This is a genomic window from Bradyrhizobium sp. SZCCHNS3016 (assembly GCF_032484535.1).
Lineage (GTDB): Bacteria > Pseudomonadota > Alphaproteobacteria > Rhizobiales > Xanthobacteraceae > Bradyrhizobium.
This window is the reverse complement of the sequence record NZ_JAUETE010000029.1, coordinates 1-20,103: the sequence shown is the minus strand read 5'-3', so window position 1 is coordinate 20,103 and position 20,103 is coordinate 1. Positions and strand designations below refer to the sequence as shown.

Here is a 20,103-nt window from a genome sequence, read left to right as displayed (position 1 = left end):
ACGCGAACATCACGCGCTCGTTCTTCATGACGCCCCTGATGTGATGCCGGCCGCGTGCAATCAGGTTGCGAGGGTATCGCGATGCAGCCCAAGGGGGGCGGATTCCCGCGTTGCAGCAATAACTTAGCTCGCCAGCCGGTTGCCTGCAAAGCCGCTTCGTGGGTAGCATCGTCAAAACGCCCGGACGACAGGGGCGGATCATGACAGAATGGGGAAGGACCATGGCCGCGCCAACGACGCTGAAGGGCACATCCCGCGCAAGCGCGACGCCGAAAGGCGCCTGGAAGATCACCTTCCTGCTGTTCCTGTTCATGCTGGTGAACTTCGCCGACAAGATCGTGGTCGGGCTCGCCGGCGTGCCGATCATGACCGAGCTCAATCTGAACGCCGAGCAGTTCGGCCTGCTGGGCTCGTCCTTCTTCTTCCTGTTCTCGATCTCGGCCATCGTCGTCGGCTTCGTCGTCAACCGGGTTCCGACGCGCTGGGTGCTGCTGGTGCTGGCGCTGATCTGGGCGGTGGCACAATTCCCGATGGTCGGCACCGTCGGCTTCACCACGCTGCTGATCTGCCGCATCATTCTCGGCGCCGGCGAAGGTCCCGCGGCGTCGGTCGCCGTGCACGCGGTCTACAAATGGTTCCCCGACGAGAAACGTGCGATGCCCACGGCGATCCTGTCGCAAGGCTCGGCCTTCGGCGTCATTCTCGCGGTGCCGGCGCTGAACTGGATCATCGTGAATCACGGCTGGCACTATGCCTTCGGCGCACTCGGCGTGGTCGGGCTGATGTGGAGCGTGGCGTGGCTGTGGCTGGGCAAGGAAGGGCCGCTGGCGGAGGTCGAGCTCGCCGGATTGCGCGAGCGGCGCGTTCCCTATCTGCCACTGCTGACGTCGCGGACCTTCGTCGGCTGCGTCGCCGCGACCTTCGGCGCCTATTGGGCGCTGTCGCTCGGGCTGACTTGGTTCACGCCGTTCCTGGTGAAAGGCCTCGGCTTCTCGCAGCAGCAGGCCGGCTTCATCTCGATCCTGCCCTGGATCTTCGGCGCGTGCGTGGTGCTGACCACGGGCTTTGTGTCGCAGACGCTGATGGCGCGTGGCGTCTCCACGCGCATGGCCCGTGGCGTGCTCGGCGCGACGCCGCTCGTGATCGGCGGCGGGCTGATGGCGATGATGCCGCATGTCGACGCCGCTTCGGCAAAGATCGCACTGCTCGTGGTCGGATCGGGATTGTGCGGCTCGATCTACGTCGTCTGCCCGCCGATGATCGGCGAGTTCACCCCGGTCGCGCAGCGCGGCGCCGCCATGGCGATCTACGGCGCGCTCTATACGCTCGCCGGCATCGTTGCGCCCCTCGTGATGGGCAAGATGATCCAGGCCTCCGGCAGCCTGCTCGAAGGCTACATGTCCGGCTTCACCATCAACGCGGTGATCATGGTGATCTCCGGCCTCCTCGGCCTGGCCCTGCTCTGGCCGAACAGCGAACGCACCCGCCTGCAGGCGCATCAGGCTGTCGCGCCGGAATTTGCGTGAGCGCTGGTTTAGAGCTCGGCCTTGGGCAACGCAGGTTGCCATGATCACGACCGTCGTCCCCCGGCTTGACCGGGGGACCCAGTATTCCAGAGGCGGTTGTGCATGGGCCGACAAGCCGCCGTATAACGGATGCCCGCGCCTGCGCGGGGCATGACGACACCGAGGATTTCGCGGGCGGCCAGGAGCGTGACAGCCGAGAGCCTTATTGCACCCCGCTTCGCGCACCCCTGACCAGTCGACCCGGCCGCGCGCCCGTCGCCTCGCCGTGGCGGCGCGTCACCACGCCCGACACGATCGTCGCCTCATAGCCGTCGACATCCTGCATCAGGCGGCGACCGCCGACCGGCAGGTCGTAGTGCACCTTCGGCGGATGCAGGTGCAGCCGGTCGTAGTCGATGACGTTGATATCCGCCTTGTAGCCTGGCGCGAGCAGGCCGCGATCGTCGAGGCCGACCGAGAGCGCGGTCTTGCGCGACTGCGCGGCGACGACGAAGGGAATCGACAGTCTGTCGCCGCGCTTGCGGTCGCGGGTCCAGTGCGTCAGCAGATAGGTCGGGAAGCTGGCATCGCAGATGATGCCGCAATGCGCGCCGCCATCGCTCAGGCCCGGCACGCTGCGCGGATCGCGCAGCATCTCATAAGTGGCATCGAGATTGCCGTCGGAATAGTTCAGGAACGGCACGTAGAGCATGCCCCGTCCGTTGTCCGTCAGCATCGCGTCATAGGCCAGCTCCTCGGGGCGACAGCCGCGCGCGCGGGCCTGGGCGCCAAGCGACCGCTCCGGCGGCTGCTCATAGTCCGGCGGATCGCCGAGCAGGTACATCTTGTCGTAGTTCGGCTTGAAGAACAGCGGGTCGTCGGTCGCGCTGGCCTGCTCGCCCAGGATGGCCGCGCGCAGCTCCGAATCGCGCATCCGCGCGACGCGCTCCGCCAGCGGCAGATGCGCGATCGCCTGGTAGCTCGGATGCGTCTGCAGCGGGTTGCGCGACAGCTCCAGCCCAAGCAGCAGCCCGACCGGGCGCGCCGCGATCTGCGCCGTCACCGACAGGCCGCGCGCGGCGGCGGCGTTGATCTCGGCCAGCGTCTGCCGCCAGCGCTGCGGCGCGCGGTCGTTCTGGGTCACCGAGAACGAGATCGGACATTTCGTCGCGTCGGCGATGCGCAGCATCATCGGCAGGTCTTCGTGGATCGTGGAGATGTCGAGCACGAATTGCAGCACGCTGCGGCCGGCGCTGTGCATGGCCTGCGCGATCGTCGTCAGCTCGTCCTCGCCGGCCTTCAGGGTCGGTGTGTAGTCGCCGGTCGAGGTCCGATGATTGAGCGTGCGCGAGGTCGAGAAGCCGAGCGCGCCGGCCTTGACCGCATCGCGCGCCAGCGCCGCCATGGCGCGATTGTCGTCGACGGTGGCAGGATCACGGCGCGCGCCGCGCTCGCCCATCACATAGACACGCAGCGCCGCATGCGGCAGCTGCGCGCCGATGTCGAGATCGAACGCGCGCTTGCCGAGCCACTCCATGTAGTCCGGAAAGCTCTCCCATTCCCAGGGAATGCCGGCTTCGAGCACCGGCTCGGGAATGTCCTCGACGCCCTCCATCAGCTGGATCAGCCGCTGATGATCGGCTGGCCGGCACGGCGCGAAGCCGACACCGCAATTGCCCATGATCGCGGTGGTGACGCCGTTCTGCGACGACGGCGAGATGTCGTGGCTCCAGGTCACTTGGCCGTCGTAATGGGTGTGAACGTCGACGAAGCCTGGGGTCACAAGTTTGCCGCGTGCGTCGATCTCCTCTCGGCCGGTCGCATTGACCTTGCCGACGGCAACGATGCGGCCATCCGCAATCGCCACATCAGCCTCATAGAGCTCGCCGCCGGAGCCATCGGCAACGGTTCCGCCGCGGATCACGAGATCTGGCTGCGTCATGGCGTGTCTTCCCCGATATTGTCGTTATCGGGACATCATCGGCGGGCGCGCGATGATGTCAACACGCGGGAAAAGACGGCTGCATTGCGCAGCGAAGCACACGCGGGCGCCGCGAGTAGGTCCGAGATCGCGGAGACCGAGCCGTGCCCATTGCTGCGACCTCTCCCCACAAGGGAAGAGGGCGCTATGTTGGGCAGCGCCGACAAACTAACAGCCCACCACCCTTCGACGGCGGCTACGCCTTCGCCTTCCTCGGCTCGGTGAAGAACGCGAGCACGATGGTCAGCAGCATGAACACGACGGAGGCGCCGAAAACCCAGCGCGGCGCGTTCATGTCCATGATCCAGCCGAACAGCAGCGGACTGACCACGCCGGCGAAGTTGAAGCCGGTGGAGACGATGCCGAAGGCGCGGCCGGCGGCACCCGGAGGGGCGGCGTTGCGCACCAGCATGTCGCGCGACGGCGCGATCACGCCGCTCATGAAGCCCGCGACCAGCATGATCGCCGTGAGCAGCACGGTCGGCAGGTTGATGAAAGTGATCATCAGCACCAGCACGGCGTTGATCGCATAGGCGACGGCCGCGACCAGGTTGTGATGGCGGATGCGGTCGGCGAGCTGGCCGCCGGCGAGCACGCCGACGGCGCTGGCGCCAAGGAACGCGGTCAGTGCGATGTTGGCGGTCGAGAACGAGATGCCGTAGCCGTTCATGAGCGCGACAACGCCGAAGCTGGCGATGCCGGCGTTGGACAGGCTGAGCAGCATGAAGAACACGGTCAGCAGCATCAGCATCGGCGTCAGCAGGCTGGGCTGTTTCACCTTGCTGCCGTCGGCGCTGGTGTGATGCGGATGCGGCGGCACCTCGGGCACGTTGCCGACGAGCAGCAGCAGCGCGGCGAGCGGTCCGACCAGGCCGGCCGCGATCAGCGCGCCGGAGCCGCCGACGGTGGTGACCAGCGCCGCCATCACGGCGGGCGCGACGGCGCCGCCGAGATAGCCGGCGAAGGTATGCACACCGAACGCGCGGCCCATGCGCTTCTCTTCCATGTGCGCGGCCAGCAGCGCGTAGTCGGAAGGATGATAGACCGCGTTCGCGAGGCCCAGCAGCACCGCCGAGAGGACAAGGCTGGCATAGCTCAGATAGACGCCGAGCATCGCCAGCGACAGGCCACCGAGCGTCAGGCCGATCAGCAGGATGCGGCGGGCACCGGCGCGGTCGACCAGATAGCCGACGGGCGCCTGGGTCAGGGCCGAGACGACCGCGAACACGGTGAGCGGAAAGCCGAGCTCGATGTAGCCGACGCCGAGCTTCTCCTTCAGGTAGGGAAACAGCATCGGCAGCACCAGCATGTGCAGGTGGCTGACCCAGTGCGCCAGCGAGATCAGCGCCAATGTGCGCAGCGGCGAGGCGGCCCGGACCGGAGCATGTTGCGGTGCGGCGAGAACGTCAGCCATGGTCGATCCGTTGGCCCCCGGCGTCAGCGATGGAAAGGAGGGCGCGTTGCCGGCAAACCGCCGATGCTCCCGAAATCAGGGGCGCGCGCGACACAACGCCACACTATCGGAATGCGGTTCATTGTCCATGAACGCCCGCGCATGGCACCTGCGCGCCGCGGCCGGCGTTTGCGGGCTGGGGTAGAGGAAACACGGTAGGGTGTCGGCTTTGCATGCATCCGCGCTGAGGGAGCCACTCCGCATCGCCAACCTCGGTGTCATCCCCGCGCACGCGGGGATCCATAACCACCGGCGGATGTTTGTTGCGATGCAGGTTCAACGTGCAGCCTGCCTCAAGACAGATCACGCGGTTTGGGTCCCGGGTCGGCGCCCGCCGACGCTTCGCGTCAGCGGGCTTGCCCGGGACGACAGCGGAGCGTGAGGGCGCCGTCAAGGGCTGCCGAAAGGTGGGAGAGCGTTATCTCCTACGGCGCCACCGGTCCGCCGGCCTTCTTCCACGCGTCCAACCCGCCCTCAATATGCGCCGTATTCGCCAGCCCCGCCGCCTGTGCCGTCTGCACGGCCATCGCCGAGCGCTCGCCATAGGCGCAGAAGAACACAATGCGGCGGCCCGTGGCGGCGGCGACCTCGCGCAGCATACCGCCCGGCTTGAGATTGTCCTCGATCGCAGGATAGGGCGCGTGCAGTGCGCCGGACAGCGTGCCGTGCTTGGCGCGCTCCGCGGCCTCGCGCAAATCGACCAGCAGCACGTCGGGGCGTCCCAGACACTCGATCGCCTCGCGTGCCGACAGCGACAGGCCCCGCTTCGCCAACTCGTCCTGATGCAGCCCGACGCGCATGTTGGCGGGCACCGCGACATCCATCATCTTCGGGTTCGGCAACTTCAGATTCGCCATCAGCGCGACGTAGTCGTCGACCGACTTGACCTGCAGGCGCGGATTGTAGCGGCGCTCCTCGTCGATCGTGGAGACGGTGTCGCCCTTGTAGTCGTGTGCGGGATAGACCAGCGTGTCGTCGGGCAGCCGCAGCAGCTTGTTGAAGATGGAGTCGTACTGCTGCCGCGCATCGCCGTTCTGGAAATCGGTGCGGCCGGTCCCTCGGATCAGCAGCGTGTCGCCGGTGAAGACGCGGTCGCCCAACACGAAACTATAGGAATCGTCGGTGTGCCCGGGCGTGTACATCACGTCCAGGCTGATGCCCTCGATGGCGATCCGGTCGCCCTCGCTGACGCGCATCGCCACCACGTCGGCCTTGGTCTGCTCGCCCATGATGGTGACGCAATGGGTTCGGTCGCGCAAAGCGCCGAGGCCGGTGACGTGATCCGCATGCAGGTGGGTGTCGACTGCCTTCACCAGGCGCAGGTCGAGCTCGCGCAAAAGCTGGCAGTAGCGCTCGACCTTCTCCAGCACGGGATCGATGATGACAGCCTCGCCGCCGCTGCGGCTGGCGAGGATGTAGCTGTAGGTGCCGGAGACGCTGTCGAACAATTGGCGGAAGATCATCAGCGCCTCCTTCCGATCTGGATGATCGTGGCATTAGCACGACCGGCCCGATGTCACCAATGCGGCGAACGCTCGGCAGGTCGGATTGCATCGCGCAATCCGCGGTCACGATTGCGATGCAAAGCCCGGATTGCCGTCGACGCCCGAGAGCGTGACCTTGTTCGTTCCGACCAGCACCAGCTGACCGTTGCGCAGGTGGCTCGCGACCACATCCCAAACCGGCTTGCCGTCCTGTGCGTTCATCGAGGCCCAGCCGGCGACCTTGTAGCTCTTGCGGGCGTCCAGCGGACGGCCATCGTCGAGCGTGAGATCGGAGATGCGGCGGCCGATCGGCTCGGCGGGCGCGCAACGGTAGGACAGCCCGCCCGTGCGCACCATGTCGCCGCCCTGCTGCAGATAGGGATCGGCGTTGAACAGGTTGTCGCAGACGTCCTCGAGCACGGCCTTGATCTCTGCGCCGGTCATTCGCTGCACATAGGTCTCGGGATAGGTGATCGCGGTCTGCGCCAGCACGTCCTCCAGCAGGATGGATTGGTTCGCGAGCAGCGTCGGACCCCAGCGGAATCCGGGCGACAGCGCGATCTCGGCATCGAGCTCGCGGCGCAGCGCCGCGCAGATCAGGTCGTCGGTCGCGCCTTCGAAATTGCCGCGCCGGTACAGCAGCCGGTCCGACGTCGCGAGCTTCTCGCTCCAGGCCGCGACCTGCGGCTGCTGCGTCTGATCGATCAGCGCCTGCATCGCCGGGTCCGGCTTCAGCAGCTCCGAGTAGACGGGCAGCAGCCGGTAGCGCGCGTCGGCGACGCGGCCCTTGCCGACGTCGAGATCGAGCACGGCGAGGAATTTGCCGTTGGAGCCGGCATTGGTGACGAGCGTCGCGCCCTTGGCATTGCTGACCGCGACCGGTTGCGGAACCGCGTCATGGGTATGGCCGCCGAGGATGACGTCGATGCCGGTGACGCGGCTCGCGAGCTTGAGGTCGACATCCATGCCGTTATGCGACAGCAGGATCACGGCATCGACCTTGTCGGCGCCGCGCAGGCCATCGACCAGCTTCTGCAGCTCTTCCTCGCGGATGCCGAACGTCCAGTCCGGCGTGAAGCGGCGCGGATGGGCGATTGGCACGTAGGGGAAGGCCTGGCCGATCACCGCAATGCGCGCGCCGCCGATCTCCTTGATGGTGGCCGGCTTGAACACGCGGCCGGAGCCGTGATCGAACGCCTTGGCGTCGTTGAACGCGGCCTCCTCGGTCAGGAACACGTTCTGCGCCAGGAACTCGCCCTTGAAGCGGGCGAGGTTGGCGCGCAGCGCCTCCTCGCCATAGGTGAACTCCCAGTGCCCGGTCATGGCGTCGATGCCGAGCAGGTTGGCGGCGCTCACCATGTCGGCGCCGCGCATCGCATTGGCAAGTCCGGTGCCCTGCCAGAGATCGCCGCCATCGAGCAGCACCGAGCGATGGTCGCCGGCATCGGCGCGCAGCTTGTCGACCAGGGTTTTCAGATGCGCGAAGCCGCCCATCCGGCCGAAGCGCCCGGCGTACTTCTCGAACTCGAACGAGGTGAACGCGTAAGCCTCCGCGCTGTCGGGCCGGATGCCGTAGCGGTCGAGGAAGGCGCGCTCGACCAGATGCGGCGGCCGTCCCCACATCTCGCCAATGCCGAGATTGACGCTGGGCTCGCGGAACAACAGCGGTCGAAGCTGCGCATGCGTGTCCGTGATGTGCAGGATGCGGGCGTTGCCGAACTTCTCGATGTCGTAGAGGCTGACGGTGTCGGCGGCGCGGGCGTTGCGCAGCAGCGCCGGCGCGGCGAGCGCGGCGGCAACCGATGCTTGCAGAAAGTCCCGGCGCCGAATCATGGCTCGCGTCCTAGATCACGATGCGATTCCATGGAATCGCGTCGTGATCTATCCCTTTGTTTGAGCATGATCTCCGCACAAACGCCTTCGGCGTTTGTGCGAGGGAAAGCCGGTTTCCACTTTTCCGGATCATGCTCTACCGGATCTCCATGTCCTTCCAGCGCTGCTTCTCGCTGGTGGCCTGGACGATCGAGGCCTTGGCGAGCGCCTCGGCCTCCTGCGCCGATTTCAGCGCAGAATCGAAATTTCCGGAATCGGCTGCCTTCTTCGCGGCATTGAGTGCGGCCTGGGTCACGGTCCATTGGTTGCGCAGACGTCCGGCTTCCTTGTTGGCGCTCTCGGCCGCCGCGACAGCCGCGAGATAGTCGGCCTCCGACGCGGCCCGCGCGGAGCCGGCGCTGACCGCTGATACCATCATGGCGAACACGATCTTTTTCATGACGCTTGCTGTCTTGACATTTGTCATGGCCGCGCTCCCGGTCCTGAAACCGGCAGGCCGTTCGACACGTAGGACAGATAGTATTCGAGGTTGCGGTATTCGTCCGATTGCGGCTCCAGCGGCACGGCGCGCGTCTGGCTGTTGCAGGTGACGAAGCGCCGGCTGATCGTGCCCATGCCGCTCCATTCCGAGCGGTAGATCGGCATCGCGTTGAGGATGCCGAGCGCCGGCGCCAGGATCTCTGCGCGGATCCGCTCGCCCGGGCTCTGCACATGGCAGCTCGCGCAGGAGAAGTTCAACTGGCCGCGGCGGGTGTAGAAATATTCCTTGCCCTTCTCGAACGCCTCGAGCGCACGCGGATCGTCGGGGATCTTGATGTCGAAGCGCTTGCCGCGCGACGTGTACGCCATGTAGGCGGTCAGCGATGCCATCTCGTCCTTGACGTAGGAGTAGGGCTGCTCGCCATTGGCCTCGCGGCAGCGATTCAGCGCCAGCTCGAGGGTGATGACCTTGCCTTCCTTGTCGTCGAAATAGGGATAATTCTGGCGGATGCCGATGCCGCCGTTCGGGAAGCAGTCGGCATAGGTCTTGCCGTTCTTGAACGGCTTGGCGAACATCTCCTTGCCGGCATCGAGCGCGAACTCGTAAGGCGGAAACTGCTCCTTCTCCTCCCATTGCTTGCGCATGTCGGCGTTCATTGAATACGGCCCGTTGACGAAATCGTCGAACGCCACCTTCGGAAACTTCTTGACGAAGTAATCCTGGAACGCCTTGGCGTCGGCAGCCGGGTTCGGCTTGTCCGCGGCCGCAGCGCCGGAGGCGCCGAGAGCGAGCGCGGCCGCGACAGTCAGCGCGAGGCGCAGCGCCCTCATTGGATCGTCGCCGTCAGGCTGTCGGTCGCGCCCTTGCTGTCGACCCAGCTCACCTTGAGCTCGTCGCCCTTGGCCGCGCCCTTGAAGGCGAACTTGACATAGGGGTCCTTCGACACCGCGGTGCCCCAATCGGCCAGGAACACCGTCTTGTCCTTGTGCACGAAGGTGAGTTGCTGGATGTAGTGCGCCGGGATCAACTCGCCCTTGGCGTCCTTGACCAGGCCCGTATCCATCGGGTGCTGGATCAGGGTCTGGACCTCGGCGATGTCGCCGTTCAGGACGGCGCGGACGCGGATGCTCGATGCCATGATGATCTCCTGACCTTAGCCGCCGCAGCCGCCGACGGTGACCTTGACCTCCTTGGTCGCGCTGTAGAGCTTGCCGCCGGATTCGACGAGCGCGATCACGTTGGAGGTCTTGGCCATCTTGAGCCGGTTCGCCACGGCGGGCACGGTGCCGTCGGGAATGTGGTACGACGCTGCCAGCGCGAACGGATTCTCGCTGACGATGAAGGCGATCGAGGTGACGTTCGGCAGGCTCGTGCTCACCGCGATCGGCACCACGCCGCCGTTCTCGGCGATCTCCGGCGCGTCCAGCTTGATCTTGTCGGACGCTTCGTGGTCGCGGCCATACAGCGCCTTGACCGCGTCAGGCGCATTCTTCTGCTTGAAGGCGTCTTCCGGATATTTGTTGTCGTTGGTCGCGGCGAAGGCGGGCGCGGCGTGCAGCACGGCGTTGCCGAGGCCGATCAGCGCGACGAGGCCGGCGCCCTTCAGAAACAGGCGGCGGTGGGCCAACGGGCCGAACGAGGCAGTCATGGCGGTCTCCAAACGGAATCAGAGGGTCTGCAGGAAGTCGACGATGGCGCTGATTTCCTGCTCGGTCAGGATGCGGTTGCGGCCGAACGGCGGCATCACCGTCAGCGGATTGCGCCTGGTCTCGTCGTTGAGAATCGCGATCAGCTCGGCGCGGTCGTATCTTGCCTTGAGGTTCTCCAGCTTCGGGCCGATCGAGCCCGGCAGGTCGCCGCCCTTGATCTCGTGGCAGGTCAGGCAGTTGCCCTTGCCGCGGTCGAAGGCGAGCTTCTGGCCGTCGACGGCACCGGACTGGGCGTGAGCGGCCATGGACATGGCGAGCGAGAGCCCCATCGCCAGGGCGGTACGCAGGACAGGTGTGATCAAGGTGGAGTTCCGACGTCTCGGTGATCTCGGCAATATAGGCGCTGCAAAGCATAAAGACCATCGGCTGACAATGCAGCTATGGTGGCCGCCGCAACGCGGTTAACGAGGCCGTTCATGGGGCGGCCGGGAGAATGGGCATGGCGGAGTATGTCGTGGAGTTCGGCCGGGACGGCCGGCCGGTGGAACCGGACGGACGGCTGGACGCGGCCGCCTTCCACCGCAACCACCAGCCGATCTGGGCGGTGTTGGGACGGCTGCTCGCGGGCAAGACCGGCGACGTGCTGGAGGCCGGCAGTGGCACCGGCCAGCATGTCGTGCATTTCGCCTCCCAGCGGCCGGATCTGACGTGGTGGCCGAGCGATCTCAACGCCAATCACCTCGCCAGCATCGCGGCGTGGCGAAGGCATGCCGGGCTGTCGAACATCCGTGATGCCCAGCGCATCGACCTGTCAGATCCCGGCTGGCCTGCGACGTTCCGCGCCGCGGGCGGGCCTTCGCAGCTCACCGCGATCTTTTGCGCCAATGTGATTCACATCGCGCCGTGGTCGGTGGCGGAGGGATTGTTCGCCGGCGCCGGGCAGGCGCTGTCGGCGGACGGCGTGCTCGTGCTCTACGGCCCGTTCAAGCGCGCCGGCAAGCACACCGCGGTCAGCAATGCCGTGTTCGATACCTCCCTGCGCGAGCACGATCCGGACTGGGGGGTGCGCGACATCACCGACCTCGAAGCGCTTGCCGCGCGCCACGGGCTCGCCTTGCGCGAAGCGGTGGAGTTGCCGGCCAACAACATGATCCTGGTGTTCGCGCGAGGTGCGTGACGCGTTCTCCGTCATTGCGAGCGGCGCGGCGGAGCGAAGCAATCCAGCCTTCCGTCGCGGCCCTGATTGCGTCGTCGTCTTCGGTTCCTCGCAATGACGACGGAGGGAGCCGCTCACTCCATCTCCAGCCCGACATGTCGCGCCAGAAACCGCGTGCCCAACGTGATGAAGCCGGCGCGCTCGCGGTTGTCGGTGCCGTAGCCATGGCCGCCGGCGGCGGGTTCGTAGAACCAGGCATCGTAGCCCATGGCCTGCAGCTTGGCGGTCATCTTGCGCGCGTGGCCCGGATGGACGCGGTCGTCGCGCCGCGTGGTCGCGATCAGGATCGGCGGATAGGGCTGGCCGGGCATTGCGGTGTGATAGGCCGAGTAGGTCGACAACCAGCTCCAATCCTCGTCGCTGTCGGGATCGCCATATTCGGCGATCCAGCTCGCGCCGGCGAGCAGCTTGCTGTAGCGGCGCATGTCGATCAGCGGGATCGTGCAGAACAATGCGCCAAAGCGCTTGGGGTAGCGCACCAGCATGTTGGTGATCAGGATGCCGCCATTGGAGCCGCCTTGCGCCGCGATGCGCTTCGGCACCGTGACGCCGCGGCGGACGAGGTCGGCCGCAACGGCGGCGAAATCATCATGCGCGAGCCGCTTGCCGGCATAGCGGCCGGCGTCGTGCCAGGCGGTTCCGAACTCGCCGCCGCCGCGGATGTTGGCCTCCACGAGCGTGCCGCCACGCTCGAGCCACAGCTTGCCCAGCGCCGCATTGTAGGCCGGACGGAGCGTGTGACCGAAGCCGCCATAGGCGCTCATGTGCACCGGCGCGTCGCCTGTGAGCTCGGCCGGCCCGGTCTGGGTGTAGGGAATACGCTCGCCATCCACCGAGATCGCCTCGTGTCGCGTGACGACGTGCCCCTCGGCGCTGAAGGTGCGAGGCGCCTGCTTCAGCACGATCGGCGCGGCCAAGCCCTCGATCAGTAGCAGCGACGGCGGCGTCAGCGGATCCTGGATGTTGGCGAGCAGGTCGCCGTTGCTTTCGGCCTCGTCGGTGTCGAGACGCCAGACGTCCACCGTCGCGATCTCCGGCAGGCCGGGAAGCCGCTCGCAGCGCCACTCCCCCGGTGACGGCGTCCACACCTCGAACCTTGCCCTGAGCTCGTCGAGGATCGACAGCACCAGCCGGTCGCCGGCCCAGGACAGACCCTGCAGCGCGCGTCGCGGCGCGGGCTCGAACACGCGGGTGAAATCGCGGCGCCCGGCAAGGAATGCCGACAGCCGGAGACCGAGTACCACATCTGCGGGATGGGTGACCTCGCCGACGGTCCAGGGCTGGCGCAGCTTGATGGCCATCCAGTCGCCATGCGCTGACATCCAGCAGTCGGTCGGCAGGTCGAGCCTGGTCCGCGCCCCGCCGCCGTCACCGAGCCATAGATATTGGTTGAAGAAGTCGATGCCCTCGGCAAACCACACCCGCGCCGGCGCGACGCTGCGATCGACACCGACATGCACCCATGTCGACTGACTGCCTTCGGCGGCGAAGATCACCTCCGCCTGCTCGACCGGCTGGCCGCGCTGCCAGCGCCGCACCGTCCGCGCGTAGCCCGACGGCGTCGCCATGCCCGCGCCGAACGCGCTCGCCAGCAGCAGGGTGTCGGCATCGAGCCAGGCGGCGCCGCCCTTGGCCTCCGAGAGCGTGAAGCCGCCCGTCACGAAGCGCTTCGTCGCGAGGTCGAACTCGCGCAGCACCACGGCGTCGCTGCCGCCGCGCGACAGGCTCAGGATGGCGCGCTCATGCGCCGGCGGCAGGCTCGAGACCCCGTTCAGCGCCCAGTCCTCGCCTTCGTCGGCAGCGAGTCGGTCGATGTCGAGCAGGTCCTCCCATTGCGGTTGCGCCTTGCGGAACTCCGCCATCGTCGTGCGCCGCCACAAGCCGCGCGGATGCGCCGCGTCCTTCCATTGATTGTACAGCAGCCCGCCGCGGCGGCTGACGAACGGGATGTTGTCCGGCCGATCCAGGATGGCGGCCAGCGTGTCGCGGTCGCGTTCGAAGGCCGCATCGCCGAACGCGGCGAGCGTGCGCTGGTTCTGCGCAGCGACGAAGGCGAGCGCGCGCTCGCCGTCGATCTCCTCGAGCCACAGATACGGATCGTCATCAGGCGCCGCGATGGTCGGACGATCGTCGATTGACATGGCTCAAGCTCCGCGGGCGCCGTTGACGCGAGAATACCGCCGGCTTGATTAGCCGGGCAGGTCGGGAGTGTCGAATCACGCTCCGTGGCGCGTTCGCTGCCGCATGGCTTGTCTCCGTTCGCGCCCGTTGCCTCGGGCGCGCGCTTCCCGCAATAGTGCGGCTGAACCAGCAAGGCGGGAGCGTGCGCCCCACGCCTCCGGATACCTGAGATGATCGATCTGACCGTGAGCGAAGACACCTCCGATGATGCCCGCGCTCGCCGTAACGTGGCGCGGCTCGCGGCCGCCCAGGCGCTGACCGGCGCCAACTCGGCCGTGATCTTCGCCACCGGCGCGATCGTCGGCGTCACCATCGCGCCCAGCATCGGCCTCGCGACCGTGCCGATCTCGATGTATGTCGTCGGCCTCGCCGCCGGCACCCTGCCGACCGGCACGATTTCGCGCCGCTATGGCCGCCGGGCGGCCTTCCTGATCGGCACCGGTTGCGGCGCCGTCACCGGCGTGCTCGGCTGCCTCGCGATTCTGCGCGGCTCGTTCGCACTGTTCTGCCTGGCGACGTTCCTCGGCGGCCTCTATGGCGCCGTCGCGCAATCCTATCGCTTCGCGGCGGCCGATGGCGCCAGCGCGACGTTCCGGCCCAAGGCGGTGTCGTGGGTGATGGCGGGCGGCATCTTCGCCGGTCTGCTCGGTCCGCAGCTCGTGCAATGGACCATGGACGTCTGGCAACCCTATCTGTTCGCGTTCAGCTATCTGGTCCAGGCGGCGGTCGCGCTGGTCGCGATGGGGATCGTCGCCGGCGTCGATCTGCCGAAGCCTGAAGCTGCCGATCTCCATGGCGGCCGGCCCCTCTCGGCGATCGTGCGCCAGCCGCGCTTCATCGCAGCCGCCCTGTGCGGCACCATCGCCTATCCGGTGATGAACCTGGTGATGACTTCGGCGCCGCTGGCGATGCAGATGTGCGGGCTGACGGTGTCGGATTCCAATTTCGGCCTGCAATGGCACATCGTCGCGATGTACGGCCCGAGCTTCTTCACGGGATCGCTGATCGCGCGCTTCGGCGCGCCCGTCATCGTCGCGGTCGGCCTCGCGCTGGAAGCGGTCGCAGCGGTGATCGGTCTGTCCGGCCTCACCGCGATGCATTTCTGGGCCACGCTGGTGGCGCTCGGGGTGGGGTGGAATTTCAGCTTCGTCGGCGCCTCCGCGCTGGTGCTGGAGACGCATACGCAAGCCGAGCGCAACAAGGTGCAGGCGTTCAACGATTTCCTGATCTTCGGCCTGATGGCGCTGGGCTCGTTCTCGTCGGGCCAACTGCTCGCGAATTTCGGCTGGTCGGCGGTGAACCTCGTGGTCTTCCCACCGGTGCTGCTGGGCTTGTGCGTGCTGGCACTGGTGTGGTCGTCGAAGCGCCGCGATGCGCGGCTCGCGGCGGCGGATGCGGCGGAGCGGGGGTAGAGGCGGTGCGAGCTCGCACGGCGTACACAGTATGCTCCCCTCCCCCTTGCGGGGAGGGGTTGGGGGTGGGGGTCCAGGAGTCGTGCTCTCTCCGTGAGAGATCGACCCCCATCGCCGACATCAGCGATCATTTTGTGTCGAGCGCCTCTGTTGTCCCTGCGCGCGTAGGATCATGGTGGCTGGAAGGCCTCCTACGCTTCTGAAGCACTGAGGCCCTGGACATATCAAAAGGCGTGCTCAACGACGTTCAGCGCGCGTGGACCCCCACCCCCAACCCCTCCCCGCAAAGGGGGAGGGGAGTTCACCGCGGTCGCGGCAAAATGGCGACTCCAATGAGCGAAAATGTGTACTCAAAAGTCGCTCTCCTACAAGGAGAGGCGCACTTATCAGCACCGCTCTTCAGCACATTCAGGCCTCACTTCAGCTCCCACACCTCGCCCTCCGGCAGGTCGAACTCGAATGTGTTCAGCGTCATCGAGACCATCGTGTAGTAGCCGCACAGGCCGATGATCTCGACCAGGCCGCGCTCGCCGAGCAGCGCGATCGCGTCCTTGTAGAGCGCATCGGTCAGCCCATGGCCCTCATGCAATGACTTGGCGACGTCGTAGATCATCTTCGCCTTGGGATCGGAAAACGCCGGCGTGCGGCGGTCGCGGATGGCGTCGATGATCTTGATGTCGAGGCCGCCCGCCAATGCGAGGCGCTTGTGCGCGTACCATTCGTAATGCGCGGTCCAGTGTCGCGCCGTCACCAGGATCGCGATCTCCGACAATGCTGCCGGAAACACCGTGTCGTAGCGCAGGAAGGCGCCGAGCCGCGTCGCGTGCCGCGCCATCTCCGGGCTGTTCAGCCAGGCCATCATCGGCGGCGGTGGCGAGCCGCGCTTGCTGGCGATCGACTCGTCATAGGTCTGGCGCTGGTCGGCGCTCATTTCGCCAGGCGAAAGAAGTTTCAGGCGCATGTTCGTTTCCTCGTATTTCACGCGGCGGCATCATGACCATAGAACGCTTGGCAAGGCGAGGTCGGAGGCGATGCCGCTGCACCGTGCGGCGACATCGATGTTGAATTCCGGGGATGGCTGAGGTTAGGTCTCCCCAACGACAGCAATCATGGAAACGCGCGAGGACCAGACATGGCCGATCTCGACACATTCCGCCGCGAAACGCGCTCCTGGCTGGAGGCCAATTGTCCGCCAGAGATGCGCCGCCCGATGACCTCCGAGGAGGACACCTTCTGGGGCGGCCGCAACGCTAAATTCTCCTCCGAGCCGCAGCGCGTCTGGTTCGAGCGCATGCGCGACAAGGGCTGGACGGTACCGCACTGGCCGAAGGAATATGGCGGCGGCGGTCTCGACGGCGAGGAGGCCAAGATCGTGCGCCAGGAGATGGCGGCGATCGGCGCTCGCGCCCCGATCACCTCGTTCGGCATCTCGATGCTCGGGCCGGCGCTCCTGAAATACGGCACCGACGAACAGAAGCGCGAGCACCTGCCCAAAATCACCGCCGGCCTCATTCGCTGGTGCCAGGGCTATTCCGAGCCGAATGCCGGCTCCGATCTCGCCTCCTTGCAGACGCGGGCCGAAAGCGACGGCGACGACTACATCATCAACGGCCAGAAGATCTGGACGTCGTATGCCAACTACGCCGACTGGATCTTCTGCCTGGTGCGCACCGATCCCGCGGCCAAGAAGCATGACGGCATCAGCTTCATCCTGTTCGACATGACGTCGAAGGGCGTGTCGACCAAGCCGATTCTCCTGATCTCCGGCCGCTCGCCATTCTGCGAGACCTTCTTCGACAATGTCCGCGTGCCCAAGGCGAACGTGCTGGGCACCGTCAACCGTGGTTGGGACGTTGCGAAGTACCTGCTGCAGCACGAGCGCGCGATGATTTCCGGCATGGGCGAGCGCGGCGGCAGCCGGCCGCTCGGCCAGGTCGCGGCGGATTCTGTCGGCAGCGATGCGCAGGGGCGGCTCGACGACGCGCTCTTGCGTGCCGACATCGCCACGTTCGACGTCGACGAGGCCGCGCTTGCCGCGGCCGCGGAGCGCATGGTCGATCTCGCCAAGGCGGGGCAGGGCCATCCGGCGTTCTCGTCGGCGATGAAGTACTACGGCACCGAGCTCAACAAGCGCCGCCACGAGTTGCTGATGTCATCAGGCGGCATCGACGCGCTGGAATGGGAGAGCGAGCGCTCCCAGGAAGGCGCGCGGCCCCGCGCCTGGCTGCGCACCAAGGCCAACTCGATCGAAGGCGGCACCTCCGAGGTCATGCTCGGCATCGTCGCCAAGCGTATCCTCGATCTGCCGGGGGCGTAGTCACCCCAAACTCCGTCATGCCCGGGCTTGACCCGGGCATCCACGTCCATCCGCACGAGGAGAGACGTGGATGGCCGGGACATCCCGGCCATGGCGAGCTGATAGAGCTCCGCTTCCAAGCAACACCGACACTGGACAGCCGCCATGCCTCTCCTCCTCACCGAAGAACAATCGATGCTGCGCGACAGCGCGCGCGGCCTGATCTCAGATCACGCGCCGGTGTCTCACCTGCGCGAACTGCGCGACACGCGCGACGAGACTGGCTTCTCGCGCGAGCTGTGGGCCACCTTCGCCGAGATGGGCTTCGCCGGCCTGCTGGTGCCGGAGGAGCATGGCGGCTCCGCCCTCGGTGCGGTCGAGGCCGGTGTCGTGATGGAGGAGATCGGCCGCACCTTGATGCCGTCGCCGTTCCTGGCGACCGCGGTGCTGTCAGCCTCGGCGCTCACGCGCGCCGGCTCGGCGGCGCAGAAGTCGGAGTATCTGCCGAAGATCGCCAGCGGTGCGCTGCTGGCTGCGCTCGCGCTCGACGAAGGCGCCAAGCATCGTCCTCTGCACACCGCCCTGCAGGCCGTGCGCTCAGGCAATGGCTTCGAACTGAACGGCGCCAAGGCGATGGTGGTCGACGGCCACGTCGCTGATCTCCTGCTTGTCGTCGCTCGCAGCGCGGGCGCGCCGGGCGAGCGCGAGGGCCTGACCTTGTTCCTGGTCGATCCCAAGGCCAAGGGCGTTGCCATCGAGCGCACCATCATGGTCGACGCGCACAACGCGGCGCGCATCGGCTTCGATGATGTCGAGGTCACCGCGGATCATGTGCTCGGCGAGGTCGATGGTGGCGCGGCCGTGCTGAGTGGCGTGCTCGATCTCGGCCGCGGCGTGGTCGCCTCCGAGATGGTGGGTCTCAGCGAGGAGGTGTTCGGACGCACCGTCGCGTACCTCAAGGAGCGCAAGCAGTTCGGCAAGGCGATCGGCGAATTCCAGGCGCTGCAGCACCGTGCCGCGCAGCTCTACATCGAGATCGAGATCACCCGCGCCGCGGTGCTCAAAGCGCTGCAGACGCTCGACGCCGATTCCGCCGGCGCGACGGCTGCCGTGGCCGTCGCCAAGGCCCGCGCGGGCGCGACCGCGACCCGCGCGGTGCAGGAGGGCGTGCAGATGCATGGCGGCATGGGCATGACCGACCAGTTCGACATCGGCTTCTTCATGAAGCGCGCCCGGGTCTGCGAGGAGATGCTGGGCGATGCGAACTATCACGCAGCGCAGCTGGCTCAGCTCAGGGGGTACTAAACAAGGCCGCTTGTCGGCACCCCGCCGACTCCACACGCTCAGCTGTCATCGTCCGCGAAGGTGGACGATCCAGTACGCCGAGAGAGGTGTGATTGACCGACAAGCCGCAGCGTACTGGGTACCCCGCCTTCGCGGGGTACGACAGTAACTATCGACGACAACAGCAGAGTTCGCAAAAAAAAGAGCGCGCCATCACCGATGGCGCGCTCTCATTCGATCAATGATGCATCGCGGTCTTGGCCGGTGGCAGCAGCACCTTGTCGATGACGTGGATGATGCCGTTCGAGGCCATGACGTCGGCCTGCACCACATGCGCGTCGTTGACCTGCACGCCGAAGAAGGTGCCGTTGACGGCCACCGGCTGGCCTTGCGCCGTCTTCACGCTCAGCTTCTTGCCGGCGACGTCGCCGGCCTTCACCGCGCCGGGGATCACGTGATACTTCAGGATCGCGGCGAGCTTGCCCTTGTTCTTCGGCTTGAGCAGATCCTCGACGGTGCCCGGCGGCAGCGCGGCGAACTCCGCGTCGGTCGGTGCGAATACGGTGAAGGGACCCTTGCTCTTCAGCACCGGCACGACACCTGCGGCCTTGGCGGCGGCGACGAGCGTCTTGAACTGACCGGCGCCGACGGCGGTGTCGACGATATCGGCGGCACGTGCCGCGGCTGCTGACATGGAGAGCGCGCCCAGCATCAGCGCGCCGGCCATGAACGAACGGATTCCCAGCGTCATTCGAGTTTTTCCCTGTGAACTGAACTGATGAGTTGGCTGATGCGCAAAAGGATTTCGGTACCCCTTGTTCTCCCTGTTGTGCAGGGGCGCATCACCCGACCGGATTGGTCAGGCTCGTTACGATCGCTGCGATTGGATGGATTTGAGGATGAGTTCACGAACTCGTGAGCGGCTCCCCGAACCTCCAGGGCAGATCGCGCGAGAGCCCTGGATCTGCGGGACTAATTACTTTGCGGGCGCATCCGCATTGCCCGTCGTGCCATTTTGCCGCAACCCGACGGGCGTTGTCTCGTCGGGCAAATCAGCCGCACATTCCCCGCCGTCACGGCCCGCAAGAGGGAGGCTTCGCGATCGTTACGAAACGTGGGCCGGCGACGCGATGGACGCATCGGATCGCAGCGTGAGTGATCGCGCCGACGAACGATGGCGATGCGGACGTGAAAGCGCGTGGTCCTGGCGCCCCGATGCTGGCGTCAAGTCGACGGGTGATGATCCCGGGCGGCGACGGTGGCTAACTGTGGAGCCTCAGGAGGTTGTCCTCGGTTAAACCGAGTCTGCTGATAGGCGGCTGGGAGTT

Annotated in this window: 17 protein-coding genes; 5 read left to right on the top strand and 12 right to left on the bottom strand. The window is 66.6% G+C overall.

Features of this window, described 5'->3' with window-relative positions; genetic code table 11:
• Positions 1-221 precede the first annotated feature (221 nt).
• Positions 222-1,526 carry an MFS transporter gene (locus QW881_RS31865; RefSeq protein ID WP_315759423.1) on the top strand — a complete coding sequence of 435 codons (1,305 nt, stop codon included), beginning with the start codon at positions 222-224 and terminating at the stop codon, positions 1,524-1,526.
• A gap of 202 nt (positions 1,527-1,728) precedes the next feature.
• Here the strand turns inward: QW881_RS31865 and QW881_RS31860 are convergent, their stop codons facing one another.
• From QW881_RS31860 to soxX, 9 genes are all read right to left on the bottom strand, one after another.
• Positions 1,729-3,447 (bottom strand): N-acyl-D-amino-acid deacylase family protein, encoded by a 1,719-nt coding sequence (locus QW881_RS31860; RefSeq protein WP_315759424.1) that lies wholly within the window; start codon positions 3,445-3,447, stop codon positions 1,729-1,731.
• A 235-nt stretch (positions 3,448-3,682) separates the two neighbouring features.
• Positions 3,683-4,900 (bottom strand): MFS transporter, encoded by a 1,218-nt coding sequence (locus QW881_RS31855; RefSeq protein WP_315759425.1) that lies wholly within the window; start codon positions 4,898-4,900, stop codon positions 3,683-3,685.
• A gap of 464 nt (positions 4,901-5,364) precedes the next feature.
• Positions 5,365-6,402 (bottom strand): MBL fold metallo-hydrolase, encoded by a 1,038-nt coding sequence (locus tag QW881_RS31850; RefSeq protein ID WP_315759426.1) that lies wholly within the window; start codon positions 6,400-6,402, stop codon positions 5,365-5,367.
• A 105-nt stretch (positions 6,403-6,507) separates the two neighbouring features.
• Positions 6,508-8,256 carry a thiosulfohydrolase SoxB gene (gene soxB / locus QW881_RS31845; RefSeq protein ID WP_315759427.1) on the bottom strand — a complete coding sequence of 583 codons (1,749 nt, stop codon included), beginning with the start codon at positions 8,254-8,256 and terminating at the stop codon, positions 6,508-6,510.
• 136 nt (positions 8,257-8,392) lie between these two features.
• Complete coding sequence (locus QW881_RS31840; RefSeq protein WP_409999049.1) at positions 8,393-8,695, bottom strand: hypothetical protein; 303 nt, start codon at positions 8,693-8,695, stop codon at positions 8,393-8,395.
• Positions 8,696-8,718: 23 nt separating this feature from the next.
• Complete coding sequence (gene soxA, locus QW881_RS31835; protein WP_315759429.1) at positions 8,719-9,567, bottom strand: sulfur oxidation c-type cytochrome SoxA; 849 nt, start codon at positions 9,565-9,567, stop codon at positions 8,719-8,721.
• The gene (soxZ, locus tag QW881_RS31830; protein ID WP_315740567.1) at positions 9,564-9,875 is read right to left on the bottom strand and encodes a thiosulfate oxidation carrier complex protein SoxZ; all 312 of its coding nucleotides are present in this window, start codon (positions 9,873-9,875) and stop codon (positions 9,564-9,566) included. Before soxZ ends, soxA begins: the two co-directional genes overlap by 4 nt.
• Positions 9,876-9,890: 15 nt before the next feature.
• Positions 9,891-10,385, bottom strand: a complete 495-nt coding sequence (soxY, locus tag QW881_RS31825; RefSeq protein ID WP_315759431.1) for a thiosulfate oxidation carrier protein SoxY — start codon at positions 10,383-10,385, stop codon at positions 9,891-9,893.
• 18 nt (positions 10,386-10,403) lie between these two features.
• The gene (soxX, locus tag QW881_RS31820; RefSeq protein WP_315717170.1) at positions 10,404-10,697 is read right to left on the bottom strand and encodes a sulfur oxidation c-type cytochrome SoxX; all 294 of its coding nucleotides are present in this window, start codon (positions 10,695-10,697) and stop codon (positions 10,404-10,406) included.
• A 188-nt stretch (positions 10,698-10,885) separates the two neighbouring features.
• Between soxX and QW881_RS31815 the strand changes: the two genes are divergently transcribed.
• Positions 10,886-11,563, top strand: a complete 678-nt coding sequence (locus tag QW881_RS31815; RefSeq protein ID WP_315759432.1) for a DUF938 domain-containing protein — start codon at positions 10,886-10,888, stop codon at positions 11,561-11,563.
• A gap of 113 nt (positions 11,564-11,676) precedes the next feature.
• Here QW881_RS31815 and QW881_RS31810 read toward each other — a convergent pair whose 3' ends face one another.
• Positions 11,677-13,743: a prolyl oligopeptidase family serine peptidase gene (locus QW881_RS31810; RefSeq protein ID WP_315759433.1), complete on the bottom strand. Its 2,067-nt coding sequence runs from the start codon at positions 13,741-13,743 to the stop codon at positions 11,677-11,679.
• Positions 13,744-13,953: 210 nt separating this feature from the next.
• On the opposite strand from QW881_RS31810, the gene QW881_RS31805 reads away from it, so the two are divergent.
• On the top strand, positions 13,954-15,195 hold the full coding sequence (locus QW881_RS31805; RefSeq protein WP_315759434.1) for an MFS transporter: 1,242 nt from the start codon (positions 13,954-13,956) through the stop codon (positions 15,193-15,195).
• Positions 15,196-15,610: 415 nt separating this feature from the next.
• Here QW881_RS31805 and QW881_RS31800 read toward each other — a convergent pair whose 3' ends face one another.
• Complete coding sequence (locus QW881_RS31800) at positions 15,611-16,156, bottom strand: carboxymuconolactone decarboxylase family protein (RefSeq protein ID WP_315759435.1); 546 nt, start codon at positions 16,154-16,156, stop codon at positions 15,611-15,613.
• 171 nt (positions 16,157-16,327) lie between these two features.
• On the opposite strand from QW881_RS31800, the gene QW881_RS31795 reads away from it, so the two are divergent.
• Entirely contained in the window at positions 16,328-17,512 is a 1,185-nt protein-coding gene (locus QW881_RS31795; protein WP_315759436.1) for an acyl-CoA dehydrogenase family protein, read from the top strand.
• 144 nt (positions 17,513-17,656) lie between these two features.
• A complete protein-coding gene (locus QW881_RS31790; protein WP_315759437.1) occupies positions 17,657-18,796 on the top strand; it encodes an acyl-CoA dehydrogenase family protein in 1,140 nt (379 codons plus the stop codon).
• A 217-nt stretch (positions 18,797-19,013) separates the two neighbouring features.
• Here the strand turns inward: QW881_RS31790 and QW881_RS31785 are convergent, their stop codons facing one another.
• Entirely contained in the window at positions 19,014-19,469 is a 456-nt protein-coding gene (locus tag QW881_RS31785; RefSeq protein ID WP_316159236.1) for a fasciclin domain-containing protein, read from the bottom strand.
• Between the last annotated feature and the right edge of the window lie 634 nt (positions 19,470-20,103).